The sequence below is a fragment of the Salipaludibacillus aurantiacus genome, from assembly GCF_900111295.1.
Classification (GTDB): Bacteria; Bacillota; Bacilli; order Bacillales; family Salisediminibacteriaceae; genus Salipaludibacillus; species Salipaludibacillus aurantiacus.
The window spans coordinates 74,251-87,864 of record NZ_FOGT01000008.1; the positions used below are offsets into that span (position 1 = coordinate 74,251).

Below are 13,614 nucleotides of genomic sequence, written 5' to 3' on the forward strand. Positions count from 1 at the left end.
CAGATAACATGGAGGGCAGCTATGTCAGTTTCGATTACGGTTTTTTTACTGTTTATAGGTTATATCATTTTCTCTATTGATAAGAAAAAGGAGAATTTTCCGGTACCTCCTATATTAGTAATTATTGGTATAGGGCTGTTCTTTGTCCCTTATTTTTCACAAATAAGTGTCACAAAAGAAATCATTTACCACGTCTTTTTACCGGGGCTGCTGTTTGTATCTGCTTATCAGTTTCCTTTTTCTGATTTTAAAAGATATGCCGGTATTATTACATTTCTGTCAACGGCAGGCATCCTTTTAACTGTGTTATTACTGGGAACTTTAATCTACGCGGTCAGTCTGCCATTTATAGAAATACCCTTTATTGGTGCTTTATTAATGGCAGCCATTCTCACTCCGACAGACCCCGTTTCAGTCGTAAGTGTATTAAAAAAATCAGCAGATGATGATTTAATTGCAGATGTGGTTGAAGGGGAATCCCTGCTGAATGATGGCACAAGCATCGTGTTGTTTACGTTTATTTCGGGGATATACTTGCAGACTCAAAGTATTTCTCCTATGGCGTTTATCGGAGAGTTTTTGTATGTCTCATTAGGCGGTATTGCCTTAGGTGGGGTGTTTGGCTGGTTATTCAGCCAGGCCATACACTACACTCATAATAAGGAATACCAGGTCATGCTGAGTATCATTCTGGCATACGGGTCGTTTAACCTCGCAGAATTTCTTGGAGTATCTGGCGTTCTCGCAACAGTTTTTGCCGGAATTATGCTCTCATTCGAGTTTGGACGGGCAATCCGGGAAGCGCATTTTCGTGAAGCGTTGGACGGGTTTTGGGGAGTAATTGAAATCTCTATCCTCTCACTTTTATTCTTGTTAATAGGAATTTTGGCTGCCGATTATCTAATATTCAACTATTGGGGACTTGCTGTTCTCGTATTCGCAGGTTCACTTATTGTCAGGCTGCTAGTGATCGCAGGCGCCACACAGCTTCTGCCTGTCTGGCATAAAAAAATGAGTATGAGCGAATGTGTGCTGGTCAGCTGGTCCGGTTTGAAAGGGTCTGTGTCTATATTCCTGATTTTATCTCTAAAAGCAACTGGCGCCGATGGCATTGATTTAATTATTTCCCTAACATTCGCTGTCGTGCTTATTTCACTAGTCGTGCAAAGTATTGGCGTTCATCCGCTGTCAAAAAAGCTGCTTGGCTGATTAAATATTTAAAGATATTCTTATGGAAAAACTGATCAATTTATTTGGTCAGTTTTTTTGTCATCAGACAAACTGTAAGAAGAATAAGGTGATAGTGGTTTTGGTAAATGAAGGAGGAGTGAAGAGTGGCCAAATTTACGCTGCGAAAACAATACCGGCCTTACGTCAGTCCGTTTGATCCGTGTCCTTCCATACGAGTTAAAACTTATGTTACACCGCCGAATTTATACGTCGGTTTTCAGCCGGAAAAATTGCCGCAGTTTAACGCGAAACAAGCCTTGTTTGCAGGTACCCTCTGGAAAGTGTTTTATGATCCTTATTATGGTTCGGAAGAAAAGGAGAAGGGGGGCGGCCAATGAGTCAAAAGGAATTACCTAAAGAGTTTTATGAAATGATGGAAGAACTTCAGGCAATTGATTTTGTATTAGTCGAATTAACCCTTTATCTGGATACTCATCCTGATGACTTTGAGGCTATTGAACAATTTAATGAAAACGCCCATGCAAGACAAATACTGAAGCAGAAGTTTGAACAGCAGTTTGGCCCGCTTCAGCAATATGGGAACAGCTACAGCGGCTACCCGTGGAATTGGGATGATCCACCTTGGCCTTGGCAAATATAGTGAAAAAAGGGGGATGTACATTTGTGGGTGTATGAGAAAAAACTCCAATATCCAGTTAAAGTATCTAAATGTAATCCAATGCTTGCGAAATTTCTTATTGAACAATACGGGGGAGCAGACGGAGAATTAGCTGCAGCCCTTCGTTACTTAAATCAGCGGTACACCATCCCTGACAAAGTTGTTGGGCTTTTAACTGATATTGGTACCGAGGAATTTGCCCACCTTGAAATGATCGCTACAATGATTTACAAATTAACAAAGGATGCTACTCCTGAACAATTAAAAGAAGCCGGCATTGGAGAACACTATGTAAACCATGACCGGGCCTTATTTTACACTGATGCGGCGGGAAATCCTTTTACAGCCACCTATATTCAGGCGAAGGGCGATCCGATTGCTGACCTTTATGAGGATATTGCTGCGGAAGAAAAAGCCAGAGCAACGTACCAGTGGATCATTGATCAATCCGACGATCCGGATATTAATGACAGCCTTAAATTTTTGAGGGAAAGAGAAATTATTCATTCACAACGTTTTCGTGAAGCTGTTGAAATTTTAAAAGAAGACAGGGATAGAAAGAAAATATTCTAATGCCGCTCCCCCCCCTTTGAAAGTATATGTGATTAAAAACCACGAGTCTTTATTTTTCACTCGTGGTTTTTAGGGAGCATTAAAATAGTCCTTCCAGTTTAGATGAACCGGCATCAAAAGGTGATGGACCATGCACAGCCGCCTGTTTACTATACATATGATAAGGTGAGAATTGAAACAGGAGGACAATTAACCATGGATTTTAGTTATTATTATAATGGCCTGCCATATGAAAAAGACCATTTTCGGACGGCAAATAACGACCAATTAGTAAACGATATTCAGAAAGCAATAAATGGCGAATACAGTGCTGTAGCGTGTTATGAACAGATAGCAGAAATGGCGCCAGAACAGAATATAAGAAACAAGATCATGGAAATTCGCCAGGATGAAATAAGGCATTATGAAGAATTTGTTAAAATTTATACCAGCTTAACAGGAAGGCAGCCCACTGCTAAAATCACTGAAGAATGTCCGGATACTTACAGAGAGGGGCTGGATGTTGCATTTAAAGATGAACAGGAAACGGTGGATTTTTATTTAGATATCGCAGATAAGGTTCATGACTCTTCTATTAGGGAAATATTCCGCCGCGCTGCGGCTGATGAGCAAAATCATGCTGTATGGTTTTTATATTTTTCAGGAAAACAGAAGGAAGTGGAACCTCAACGCCATTCTAAACGGCAGGACATTGAAACTTATGGGGCTTTAGGTGCCTTAAATGCCGCCGAACTAACCTTGCCTGAGATATTGACCTATGCAATCCAAGACGAATATCTGGCACAAGCAAGATACGATGATGTACTCGGGAATTTCGGCTATGTGCGCACGTTCGCTCAAATTAAAGAAGCAGAAATGAGGCATATAAATGCCCTGCTGACACTCTTTGAACGCTATCAGGTGCCGGTTCCTGAAAATAACGCCTCACTATTCGTCTCTACTCCTGGTACATTAAAAGACGCCTATGCTGCTGGGGTTCAAGGAGAAATAGACAACATTGCGATGTATGAAAAGTTTTTATCCTATGACTTACCGCCAGATTTGAGAACTGTGTTTACGCAGCTTCGGAACGCTTCGCGAAACCACCTGGTTGCCTTTGAGAGAGGGTTGGCAAGGGGATAAGGGATAGATGGAAACACGGGAAAAGGGAATCACCTCTTCACACTGACGCCAGGAAGATGATTCTGGTGTTTTTCGCTGTTGCTCACTCCCAAATGTAATTAACTTTTAAATTAAATTGGCCTGTTTTTCCAACATAAATAAGGATATTTAGAAAAAAATAAAATGAATTCAAATCAAAGAAGAGGAGGAGTTATTTATGCCAGTTATTGATTCTTCAGTCCAGCAATTTCAAACATGTATTAATGCCTGCAATAAATGTTCGCAAGCATGTGAGGAGTGTTTAACATCTTGCCTCAAGGAGCCTGACGTACAGGCAAGAATCCACTGTATCAATATTTTAAGGGATTGTGCTGATATTTGTTCTATGGCCTCACAATGGATGTCACGCGGAAGCATATATGCAAAACAGTTTTGCCAGCTTTGTGCCACTATTTGTGAAGAATGTGCTGCAGAATGTGCGAAATTCAAAGATTCCCATTGTCAGGAATGTGCTAACATCTGTCGCCAATGCGCAGAGGAATGCCGTAAAATGGCAGCAATGTAATACGAAAAGGCAGATAAAAAGGCAGATAACAAATTGTTATCTGCCTTTTTGGTAATTACTGGGGGGTCTGACCCCTATGTGGACCCCTATGTGAAAACGCGCTTTGTGAATTTAAGTATAAAAGACATACTAATTAAGGCAGTCAAGATAAGGAGGCGTTTTTTATGAATGAATTCATGAAGCGAGCGGTGGATCTGGCAGTCCGGAATGTCAAACAGGGAGGGGCTCCTTTCGGGGCAGTGATGACTAGAAACGGGCAAATAGTATCAGAATCTGTTAATGAAAATCATAAGGTCTATGACGTGACGAGCCATGCAGAGATTGTTGCGATAAGGCGGCTCCAGGAAAAAGAACAGACTAATAACCTGGCGGGCACTACCTTATATGCAAGTGCAGAACCTTGTCCAATGTGCCTGGCAGCAATGTATTTTGCGGGAATAAATAATATATATTACTGTTCGTCTATCGAGGAAGGCGTTCAGGCGGGCTTTACAAAACCTCAAATTATTTATGAAGATCTTGCCAAACCAAACGAAGAGCGGCAGATTGTAATGAAACAAATACCGCTGGAAGCAGGAAAAGACAACCCGATAACCTTATGGGCCAACCAAGCTTCGCAGCCCCAATCTTAACCAGGACCCCCCAGGAATTAATATTGGAAATTACTGGGGGGTCTGACCCCTATGTGAAAAATTCCTAAGTGAAAATCCACTTTGTGAACCACCCCTTTACGACAAATCCATTTCCCAAAGTTTTTCTTCCGAACATTCATTCACTGACAGAGGGTGTCACTGATCCAAGTAAACTAAAGTTAGTGAATGAAAGAAGGAGGGGGCTTCCATCATGGGTAAGTCTAAAAACACAGTTTGGAATCCTTTTAAAAGAGCTTTCTGGACTAAAGAAAACCTTTTTACAGGGAAGGAACTTAATAACTGGAAAGACATTCACCAGCAATGGCAAAATGAGCGGCAAAAGCAGGAGAATCAGAAAAATCGTCTAGAAATGGCGGGCCGAAAAATTCAGAGGGCTGGCTGTGCCCTTACGTTCCTTTTAACCTTCCCCATTGTTGGATTTGCCCTGTTCGGGCTGATGGGATTAGTTACAGGTCTCATGGTCGGAGGCATTCTTTTTATTGCCATGCTTTCCGGCAAATGACCTGCTTCAAGAGCACCCATTCTCTCCCTCAAAGTGACTTAAAAGGAGGAACTGAAAATGATGAGCTGCCAAAACAGTGATAATAAGAGGTGCAATCGGCCGATCGTGACCTATTTTACTGCCGCCCAGGTCACCCGCCTCCGTAACCGAATCCGCCGCAAAATAAAAGTGCCATCCAATCCACCTGATGGCTGGAGCCGGGCCCCTTATAACCCAGAGGCCTTAATAAACAGTTTATCTGATATCTCGTTAAAGCCGGAGTACACTCTGAAAGCTTATCTGTATCGGGCAGGACTGAATGGCAATGGCCTCATTCGTGCGGAGAAAAAGGGAATGAAGGCCGAATTGCCGGAGTGGAACACCTACCCGGGTACATCCTACCCATATAAACAGCAGCCAGGGACAGAACGGCATATTGTGGAGGCATTGATGCTTGACGGCACGGCAAAATCTTATATAACAGCTTCGCTTCTTGAACGTGAGTGCCTTGAATATGGCGCGCTGTGGCACGGGCTAAATTGGAGCACACACGAAATTATAGACAGTAGCTGCCTGAATTGGGAAACAGAAAAAAATGAAGGAGAGTGGGTTTCGGAAGCACCCTGGGCTGCAGAATTAACATGGGATAAGCAAAAGCCCTGCTCATTTACTCCTTCAGTCACTAAAGGAATAAATAAAATCACAGTTAAGTTTTATTCATTCAGCGAGATGGGTGAACAAGCTATTTACAGGCATATCGATGAATATACTTACAAAAAAGGGGGCTTCAAAACGACAACCGAAGTGATAGCCAGGGGAGCGGGCGGATTCCTCTTTTGATTATGGAAATTACTGGGGGGTCAGACCCCCCAGTATTTGGTATAGTTAAAGGACGTTAAAATTTACTTTGGAGGTGCGTGCAGAATGCAAACAGAAAAAGAAAAAATGCTTGCCGGGGAGATGTATAACCCGGAAGACCCGGAACTCGTGGAGGACAGGAAGCATGCGAGGCGGCAAACGCGTATCTATAACGGAACGAATGAATCAGATGAGGCCAGGCGCACAGCTCTTTTAAAAAGGCTGTTCGGCTCGGCGGCTAAAAGCATGCATATCGAGCCGCCATTCCGCTGTGATTACGGCTATAACATTCACACAGGAGAAAATTTTTACGCCAATTTCGACTGTGTCATTCTTGATGTATGCGAAGTGAGAATGGGAAATAATTGTTTTCTCGCACCAGGCGTCCATATTTATACCGCCACGCATCCTCTTAAATCCGAAGAGCGAAATTCAGGCCGTGAGTTCGGAAAGCCTGTGACAATCGGACATAACGTATGGATCGGCGGAAGAGCGATCATAAACCCTGGTGTCACTATAGGAGATAATGCGGTGATTGCTTCAGGTGCCGTTGTCACTAAAGATGTCTCGCCCAACACCGTCGTCGGCGGAAACCCGGCAAAACCAATTAAAACAATTGAAAACTGATTACGCCCTGGACCGAATCGATTAGTGTATATCACTAAATTAACCACTCTCCCAAAACACTCAGCCATCATTAACAAACGAGCTGCCCATCAGCCAAGGAGCATGTGCGAAAAATACATGCTCTTTAGTTATGACAAAAACAATAATTTTCCGACTGAACGCCGACGGTAACAGGCTTCTGTAGTATAATGAAAGCGTATATAAGCTGTTCAGAGTGACAGTAAAAAGCTATGCGAACGCCCCCTCAATCTTCACCAATGATCCCGCGTTTTTTCAGATTAACCGGGCGGGCCGCTCGCAAAACGTCACGCCTGACAGCGGCAAATATTTAAAAGACTAAAGGGTGGTGGCGTCTAATGAGGTACGAAATCGTTAACGAATTTCCACATCACATCATTTATGAGTCAGAGGCACCGTTTATCTCTCTTTACCAGCCGACACACCGGCATTCACCGGAAAACAAGCAAGACCCGATTGTATTTAAAAGACTTCTGCGCCAGCTCCAAGGGGCACTGAAAGAGGCCTATTCAGAGACCGACCGAGACACACTTCTTAAACCTCTTCAAGAGATTGAAAAAGATAAAGAATTTTGGCGCACGACCTCAGAAGGCCTTGCCATACTGGCTTCCGCCACCCAATGCGTCGTCTACAAAATCCCGCGCCCTGTAAAAGAGCTGGCTGTGGCTGCGGAGAGGCTTCATATTAATCCCCTCATCCGGGTATATCAGTCAGCTGACCAGTATCAGGTCCTTGGCCTGAACAAAAACACTTTCCGCCTTTATGAAGGCAACAGATACGGATTCGAGAAAGTTGTATTGCCTTCAGATGTGCCACTTACGAAAGAAGAAGTATTAGGCGACCACCGGACGGAAGCCTACTTGTCCAAGTCAGGGAACACTGGCTCTTCCGCAAAGTTTTTCGGGCAAGGTGCGAAAAAAGATGAAATTGATAAAGACACAGAAAAGTTTTTCAGATATGTAGATAAATACGTGTATGAGAATTATTCCAAACCTTCCGGCAAGCCGCTCATTCTCACAGCCTTAAAAGAACACCACGGTATTTTTAAAAAATTGAGCAGTAACCCTTATTTAATGGAGGAAGGCATAGGCAGTGCGTTTGATTCTCTTGCAGAAAAACAATTGAGAGAGAAAGTCTGGGCAATCATCGAGCCCATTTACCTGGAAAAAACAAAAAAGCTGACAGAGACCTATGCCTCAGCTAAAGCTAACGGATCGGGCTCCCCGCACCTGGAAGAAGTCGCCCAGGCAGCTGTCGAAAACCGGATCGCTGCCATTCTAATAGAAGACGGCCGGACCATTCCCGGACGCGTCGACCAGGCCACAGGAGAAATCACAGTGACCGATACGAACGAGGATCAATATGGCGACATTCTCGGTGATTTGACTGAAATGGCCTTTAAGAAAAAAGCCAATGTTGTCGTCCTGCCAAAAGAAAGAATGCCGAGCAAGACAGGTGTAGCGGCGGTGCTGAGGTAAGAAATAACGTCTGAAAAAGGGCTGGCGGTTTCCTCGCCAACCCTAATATAACGCTCCTCACCAAAACAGCTCTCAGGCAGGTATACCTGCCTGAGAGCTGTAAATGTTCTTGTTCCTTCCATGTGCCGCCTCCCCACACGCGCAGATGCTTTTACTCTTTTATATAAGTACTTAAGTTATCTAATAACACATCCAGCTGGTCTGCCTGCTTCAAATATGTCTGTTTGGCCTGCTGGTTTTCTGTTTGTATGGAAAAGGCTCTTAAACTTTCCTGAAGCTTTTTAATATCTGCCGCGACTAAAAGCTTTTGTTTGACCTGTGGCATTTTCTTCCTATCATTGAATAAATCGATATACACGTTCCCGCTGGAATCGATCTGGCCGAGGAAAACATTTGAAAAACTGGTTACACCCTGCTTTCCGAGTTCGTCTTTCAGCCACTCTTTGTCGTATCCAAAGTCGGTTAAGCTTTTCTCCATCACATTGCCGTCCACGATGACGATTCGAGGCTGGTGTTCCGGCTCCGCCGTCAATCCCATATCCTTAGATGTGACCGGCTGGGCATTGCTTTTTTTCAAGACACTTATCTGGCCGTTTTTCTCCATCACAGCTGACTCCACGTCGTCCAGTTTGAACACGTCTTTTTGACGGAGGTGAATCATTAGTTCATCGACCGTCAGACTTTCCTTCCTCAACCGGTCTTCATAAATAACGCCATTCTCAATTAAAACCGCAGGCTTTCCCTCAGTAAGCGTACGAAAACGAAAGGACTTTAACTCTATATGGGAAATAAACATTGGAAATAACGCCCAAAGAACCATTCCAACAACGAAATTGGATATTCTGACTTCGGTTCCAAACGTCATTTCCGCCGCGATGCTCCCTATGGCAATCCCGACGATATACTCGTAAAAGGTCATATCGGTTATATGTTTTTTCCCCATAATCCGTGCCAGTAAAAATAAGAGAAAAAAGCCTATAACCCCTCTGATCACAACCGTTCCTAATTCAGTCATTACCTTAACACCCCAATTACTTCATTGACGTACTATTTTTCCATTATCGGGCAAACTAAATGGAAACATACATAAAGGTGCCGATTGTGAGTTGAAGGAGGAATAATTGTGTATAAAACGTTGATGATACCAGCCTTAATTATTTTCGTCATCCTGATATCCGGCTGCAGTACATCTGATATTTTTATAACAGAGAAGGATGAGCTCCTGTTTACGGAGATCAGAGCGCTATACGAGGAGATTGATGAGAGGAAATGGGAGGACGCCAAATCAAAGATGACTAATATTGAAAAAATATTTGAACAGCGGAAGTGGAAATTATTTATGTTAGGGCAGTTGAGCCAAATACATGATATTGAATTGGAGTTTGAATTACTCATCGAAAATATAAATGAAGAGGATGATTCAGAGAGTAAGCTGGGGATAAAGAAAATAAAACGCCAGCTTTATTCTATTTATAATTTATAAAGGCTTATAAGGTGCATCAGCCCCATTGGCCCTAGTTCAAAAAAGCTTCCCCCATTTCGGAAACATGATTTGTCCCCCCGGCGAATAACATTAATTAAGACAAGAGGGGCAAATTAGCCGGCATCAATCAGGCCGGAAGTCCAAAGGGGGAAGTCTTTGTGGTGGAAGCTGTTTTAAAACTGTTTACGAGTGAACAGCAGGCACAGGCGATACTGTCTAATCAGGTCATCGAATTTATTTTCATGGTGCTGTTTGTGTCATTTGCTATAGCGTGTCTCGTTCACCTCACCCTGTTCAGCAGGTTGAAAAGAATCCGGCATTTTTTACACATGTCAGACTCATTGGACATTGACCCGCTCCGCACCTTTAAACTCGAATTTGATAAGAAACAACAGGAAGAACCGGTGAAAGTGGACACGTTCGTCGAGCAGAAATTCTCCAGCTGGCGGGTGTTCAACGTACCTGTCGTGAGCCTTATTAAGATGATTCAAATGACCGTATCCATGTTCATCTTAATTGGCGTATTAGGGACATTTATCGGGCTGACCATGTCCTTGGGAAGCATCGACTCCACAGGGGACCAGCTCGTCGAAAACGTGGCGGCTGTCCTTGCGGGAATTGACGTGGCGTTCTACACAAGTATTACCGGGATGGGTTTCTCGCTCATCATGACTATTCTGCTTCGTGTCGCCAACACGGAATATTTGCTCACAGACATTATGTTAAAAACGGAGTCCCACCTCGAAGAGAATGAGCAGGACCCGATGTCCCGCCTGATTGAGGTGTCAGAAACAATTAATTCATCCATCGTCGAGCTCAGGGAGACAAACCAGCAGTCGCTTCAAAACATTGAAAAGGCTTTTCACGGTTTTCAGGAGTACACGGTCGGCCTGCAAAAATCAGCTGAGGATCTGGCAAAGTTTAATAAGGGGCTTTCCGAGAACCTTAAGGAATTTACTGTTCTTTTTAAAAATATAAAAAAAGTGACCGACGGCTTCGGGACGGCGGTCACAAAGCTGAACAACAACTTTGATCAGTTATTTGCCTATTTTTCAAAAATGGATAAGAGAAACGAGCGCATGTCGCAGGCGTTCCAGTATACGTACCAGCAGATAGAGAAACTTTCCACCTCCCAGATCAAAGCACTCAATCATTTTGAAGAGTCGGTGGAAGACTGGAAAACGTTCATTTCAACCATGGCAGACAGGCAGGAAGCCGCCCACGGATCTTTTGAAAGAATGAATGCACAAAGCGGCGAACTGGTCACGCTCATGAAAGAAAATAATACACAGTTTAAAGGAATCTTCGGTACAGATGTGAGTTCAAAGCTTTCCGGCATTCAAACGTCGCTGAGGGAGCTGACCCGGGATTTTGATAAGCTCGGAAACGCCATTGGCCACTTGCCTGAGGCACTGGAAACGATTAATACGACCCAGGCAGAATATAAGCATCTTCTGACAGACCGGTTCGACGACCTAAAGCAGTTTAACCAGGAGTTCAACCAGCATATAAAAGCCCATGCGAGAGATTCCGCTGAATTTGAAAAACAGCTTCATGAAGCGTCATCCACTTTTGAGGATATCGGCAGTAAAAACAATCAGATGATCAGGGAAATTAACCGGACCGTCAGTCAAATGACCGACCAGTTTATGCAGCGGGAAAATCAGCTCGAAGCGAGTGTCGAGGTACTTAAAGAGACGCTTTCCAGATATGTGTCCAGTCTCGAAGGAACACTCGGGGACCGGTTAGATAAAGTGAGCAGAAACATTGGCGACTACGTGATGGATATGAACGGGGCGATCAAGAAAGAATTTAAGCAAATAAGCGACATCTCTGAAGAAAGCCAGCAGAGAAATATCCGGGTGATGCAGCAGGCCATCCAGGATCTGCAGCAGGAATTCCAGACCTTGAACCGCCTGCTTCACTCCTTTTCCCAGGAACCGGCCAGGCAGCCCCAGCGGATAAGAGTGGGCACCAATGATTAGTAAGTACCGGCGGCTGTTTAAAGGCGAGGAGGAGGAAGGGCATTTCTGGCCGGCATTCACTGATTTGTTAACAATTATTTTACTGTGTTTTGTGTTAATTTTTATCATTATGATGGTCATTAAATCTTTCCAGATTGAAGAGATGAAGCGGACCATCGACCAGATTATGGGGGTAAGAGTCAACATTGTCGAGGACTTAAACGAAGAATTCGGAGACTCCAGCCTTGGGATAGAGGTGGATGGAAAGACAGGCGCAATCATTTTTAATACCGATATCCTGTTCGAATACGACGACACGGTTCTCAAACCGGAGGCGTTTCAGTTTCTCGATGAATTTGTCCCTGCTTATTTAGACGTTCTGCTTGAAAAAGGCTATGAAAACTATATTTCCGAGATTATTATTGAAGGGCACGCAGACCGGGACGGCGGCTATTTATATAATCTGAACCTCTCGCAGGAGCGGGCATTCAGCGTGGCCGAATATGTGCTGAGCGATGACTTTCCTTATAAAAATATTCAGCCAGCTTTAAAAGAAAAGTTGACAGTCAACGGAAAGTCTCATTCGGTCGGACGCACCGATGAAGACGGGAACTACAGCGCCAAAGCGTCGCGCCGTGTAGAATTCAAATTCCGCCTGAAGGACGAAGAGATTCTAGATAAAACGCGGGAACTGCTTGAGGGGAAATAGGATGTGAAAGGGGCTCTTGGAAGAAGGCCCCTTTTGGATGGAAGGAGAGGGGTGGGAGTTTTTAGGTTGATTGTAGGTTGTGGAGGGTAGGATATGTTGGTAGGGATAATTAGAATAAATCTAATTCGCTGATAGAGAGGGAGTTTTCGCCGATTGAATCCGTTTTTCGCTGATAGAGGGTGCAAAATCGCCGATAGAATTCATTTTTCGCCGATAAAGAGTGCAAATTTCGCTGAGAGCACAACTCATTTCCGATATTGACCACTTCATTCACTGCCAGACCACCCAAATCCCCAGACAACCCCTACATTTACTCCCCAATCCTCAACTTGCACCTATCCCTCTACTAAAAACCACTAACATTACTCAGAACACCAGACAATTATTCTGTAAGGGACGGTTTGGGCAGGGATGCTTCGCGTGGACGGACCATAAATGATAATGAGGTTGCGGTTGGCAGGATTTCCGGTAAAAGGCTGGCCGTTTGCCAGAAGGATCGGTGTGTAGGGTGTTAAATTTACTTGGAGCATGCCGTCGCTGCTCACTAGCTGTGATTTAAAAAAGTCTGCTTTAACGTTTACACCAGGTATTTCCTTAACCATAACAAGGGCGCGGTATTGCGGCGGGAAGATTAAGGGCACGGGTGCATTTCGGTCATAGTAGCCGGTGACCCGGTCCCCGACGCCAATAATTTCCTGGTCTACAACATACGTCTCGGGAGCGACCACGAAATTGACTATAGCACCGGTGCCGTCCTCGACCGTCATTAATTTAAAACAACCTTCATTTTCAGCATTTTGCCCCGTCAAAAAGTCATTAATGCTTGTCACAAACCCTCTAAAAAAACCAAAATCCACCATCCTGATCCCCCCATTTTAAAACGGTTTTTTTAGTGAATTATATGCTTTAAAAAAACATAAAGACCCTACCTATAACAATATAATTAAGATGTAAATATTGGAATGTTCTGATTTATTAATGTTTTAATTTCTGTATTGACAACTAACCCCGCCAGGAGTAGATTCTAATTTATAAAAACCGAATATGACGCCTTTTGTTCGCTGAAACTGTTGTTAGACAGTGCGGGGGAACCAATTTTGGCAATTTGTAATTGTCTTGGGGTGAATCTTTTTTCCATAAGAAGGGATACTCTCGATCCCTAATCCGACAGCTAACCTCGTAAGCGTCATTTCAAGAGAGAAAGGTCTATTTCTATTAGACCATTTCTTTGTAATGGTTTTTTTAATGTCAAAGG

Annotated in this window: 16 protein-coding genes and 1 riboswitch; of the genes, 14 read left to right on the forward strand and 2 right to left on the reverse strand. The window is 43.6% G+C overall.

Annotation, left to right across the window (positions count from 1 at the left end; all coding sequences use genetic code 11):
• Positions 1-21 precede the first annotated feature (21 nt).
• From BMW59_RS11260 to BMW59_RS11310, 11 genes are all read left to right on the forward strand, one after another.
• A complete protein-coding gene (locus tag BMW59_RS11260) occupies positions 22-1,209 on the forward strand; it encodes a cation:proton antiporter (RefSeq protein WP_093051876.1) in 1,188 nt (395 codons plus the stop codon).
• 125 nt (positions 1,210-1,334) lie between these two features.
• Entirely contained in the window at positions 1,335-1,568 is a 234-nt protein-coding gene (locus BMW59_RS11265) for a spore coat associated protein CotJA (RefSeq protein ID WP_093051879.1), read from the forward strand.
• The gene (locus tag BMW59_RS11270) at positions 1,565-1,831 is read left to right on the forward strand and encodes a spore coat protein CotJB (RefSeq protein WP_093051882.1); all 267 of its coding nucleotides are present in this window, start codon (positions 1,565-1,567) and stop codon (positions 1,829-1,831) included. The genes BMW59_RS11265 and BMW59_RS11270 overlap by 4 nt, the downstream gene beginning before the upstream one ends.
• A gap of 21 nt (positions 1,832-1,852) precedes the next feature.
• A complete protein-coding gene (locus BMW59_RS11275; protein ID WP_093051885.1) occupies positions 1,853-2,422 on the forward strand; it encodes a manganese catalase family protein in 570 nt (189 codons plus the stop codon).
• Positions 2,423-2,617: 195 nt separating this feature from the next.
• Positions 2,618-3,544 (forward strand): ferritin family protein, encoded by a 927-nt coding sequence (locus BMW59_RS11280; RefSeq protein WP_093052193.1) that lies wholly within the window; start codon positions 2,618-2,620, stop codon positions 3,542-3,544.
• Between the two features lie 196 nt (positions 3,545-3,740).
• Positions 3,741-4,088, forward strand: coding sequence for a four-helix bundle copper-binding protein (locus tag BMW59_RS11285; protein ID WP_093051888.1), 348 nt, complete (start codon positions 3,741-3,743; stop codon positions 4,086-4,088).
• A 164-nt stretch (positions 4,089-4,252) separates the two neighbouring features.
• Positions 4,253-4,720: a nucleoside deaminase gene (locus BMW59_RS11290; protein WP_093051891.1), complete on the forward strand. Its 468-nt coding sequence runs from the start codon at positions 4,253-4,255 to the stop codon at positions 4,718-4,720.
• 211 nt (positions 4,721-4,931) lie between these two features.
• Positions 4,932-5,243, forward strand: coding sequence for a hypothetical protein (locus tag BMW59_RS11295; RefSeq protein ID WP_093051894.1), 312 nt, complete (start codon positions 4,932-4,934; stop codon positions 5,241-5,243).
• A gap of 57 nt (positions 5,244-5,300) precedes the next feature.
• On the forward strand, positions 5,301-6,062 hold the full coding sequence (locus BMW59_RS11300; RefSeq protein ID WP_093051897.1) for a hypothetical protein: 762 nt from the start codon (positions 5,301-5,303) through the stop codon (positions 6,060-6,062).
• An 84-nt stretch (positions 6,063-6,146) separates the two neighbouring features.
• Positions 6,147-6,707 carry a maltose acetyltransferase domain-containing protein gene (locus tag BMW59_RS11305; RefSeq protein ID WP_093051900.1) on the forward strand — a complete coding sequence of 187 codons (561 nt, stop codon included), beginning with the start codon at positions 6,147-6,149 and terminating at the stop codon, positions 6,705-6,707.
• A 356-nt stretch (positions 6,708-7,063) separates the two neighbouring features.
• Positions 7,064-8,203, forward strand: coding sequence for a baeRF3 domain-containing protein (locus BMW59_RS11310; RefSeq protein ID WP_093051903.1), 1,140 nt, complete (start codon positions 7,064-7,066; stop codon positions 8,201-8,203).
• A 151-nt stretch (positions 8,204-8,354) separates the two neighbouring features.
• On the opposite strand, the gene BMW59_RS11315 is transcribed toward BMW59_RS11310, so the two are convergent.
• Positions 8,355-9,218, reverse strand: a complete 864-nt coding sequence (locus tag BMW59_RS11315) for a DUF421 domain-containing protein (protein WP_093051905.1) — start codon at positions 9,216-9,218, stop codon at positions 8,355-8,357.
• 108 nt (positions 9,219-9,326) lie between these two features.
• Here BMW59_RS11315 and BMW59_RS11320 point away from each other — a divergent pair, with 108 nt between their 5' ends.
• The 3 genes from BMW59_RS11320 (at position 9,327) to BMW59_RS11330 (ending at position 12,359) form a co-directional block, all read left to right on the forward strand.
• A complete protein-coding gene (locus BMW59_RS11320; protein WP_093051907.1) occupies positions 9,327-9,686 on the forward strand; it encodes a DUF4363 family protein in 360 nt (119 codons plus the stop codon).
• Between the two features lie 158 nt (positions 9,687-9,844).
• Positions 9,845-11,671: a MotA/TolQ/ExbB proton channel family protein gene (locus BMW59_RS11325; RefSeq protein WP_093051909.1), complete on the forward strand. Its 1,827-nt coding sequence runs from the start codon at positions 9,845-9,847 to the stop codon at positions 11,669-11,671.
• Positions 11,664-12,359: an OmpA family protein gene (locus BMW59_RS11330; RefSeq protein ID WP_093051912.1), complete on the forward strand. Its 696-nt coding sequence runs from the start codon at positions 11,664-11,666 to the stop codon at positions 12,357-12,359. The genes BMW59_RS11325 and BMW59_RS11330 overlap by 8 nt, the downstream gene beginning before the upstream one ends.
• 362 nt (positions 12,360-12,721) lie before the next feature.
• Here BMW59_RS11330 and BMW59_RS11335 read toward each other — a convergent pair whose 3' ends face one another.
• A complete protein-coding gene (locus tag BMW59_RS11335; protein ID WP_093051915.1) occupies positions 12,722-13,219 on the reverse strand; it encodes a hypothetical protein in 498 nt (165 codons plus the stop codon).
• A 189-nt stretch (positions 13,220-13,408) separates the two neighbouring features.
• Positions 13,409-13,560: riboswitch (cyclic di-AMP (ydaO/yuaA leader) on the forward strand.
• Positions 13,561-13,614 lie beyond the last annotated feature (54 nt).

Bases quoted from the DNA above. Each gene is read 5' to 3' on its own strand.
- BMW59_RS11260 (WP_093051876.1), top strand. From the start codon at position 22: ATGTCAGTTTCGATTACGGTTTTTTTACTGTTTATAGGTTATATCATT.
- BMW59_RS11270 (WP_093051882.1), top strand. From the start codon at position 1,565: ATGAGTCAAAAGGAATTACCTAAAGAGTTTTATGAAATGATGGAAGAA.
- BMW59_RS11280 (WP_093052193.1), top strand. From the start codon at position 2,618: ATGGATTTTAGTTATTATTATAATGGCCTGCCATATGAAAAAGACCAT.
- BMW59_RS11285 (WP_093051888.1), top strand. From the start codon at position 3,741: ATGCCAGTTATTGATTCTTCAGTCCAGCAATTTCAAACATGTATTAAT.
- BMW59_RS11290 (WP_093051891.1), top strand. From the start codon at position 4,253: ATGAATGAATTCATGAAGCGAGCGGTGGATCTGGCAGTCCGGAATGTC.
- BMW59_RS11295 (WP_093051894.1), top strand. From the start codon at position 4,932: ATGGGTAAGTCTAAAAACACAGTTTGGAATCCTTTTAAAAGAGCTTTC.
- BMW59_RS11300 (WP_093051897.1), top strand. From the start codon at position 5,301: ATGATGAGCTGCCAAAACAGTGATAATAAGAGGTGCAATCGGCCGATC.
- BMW59_RS11305 (WP_093051900.1), top strand. From the start codon at position 6,147: ATGCAAACAGAAAAAGAAAAAATGCTTGCCGGGGAGATGTATAACCCG.
- BMW59_RS11310 (WP_093051903.1), top strand. From the start codon at position 7,064: ATGAGGTACGAAATCGTTAACGAATTTCCACATCACATCATTTATGAG.
- BMW59_RS11315 (WP_093051905.1), bottom strand. From the start codon at position 9,218: ATGACTGAATTAGGAACGGTTGTGATCAGAGGGGTTATAGGCTTTTTT.
- BMW59_RS11330 (WP_093051912.1), top strand. From the start codon at position 11,664: ATGATTAGTAAGTACCGGCGGCTGTTTAAAGGCGAGGAGGAGGAAGGG.
- BMW59_RS11335 (WP_093051915.1), bottom strand. From the start codon at position 13,219: ATGGTGGATTTTGGTTTTTTTAGAGGGTTTGTGACAAGCATTAATGAC.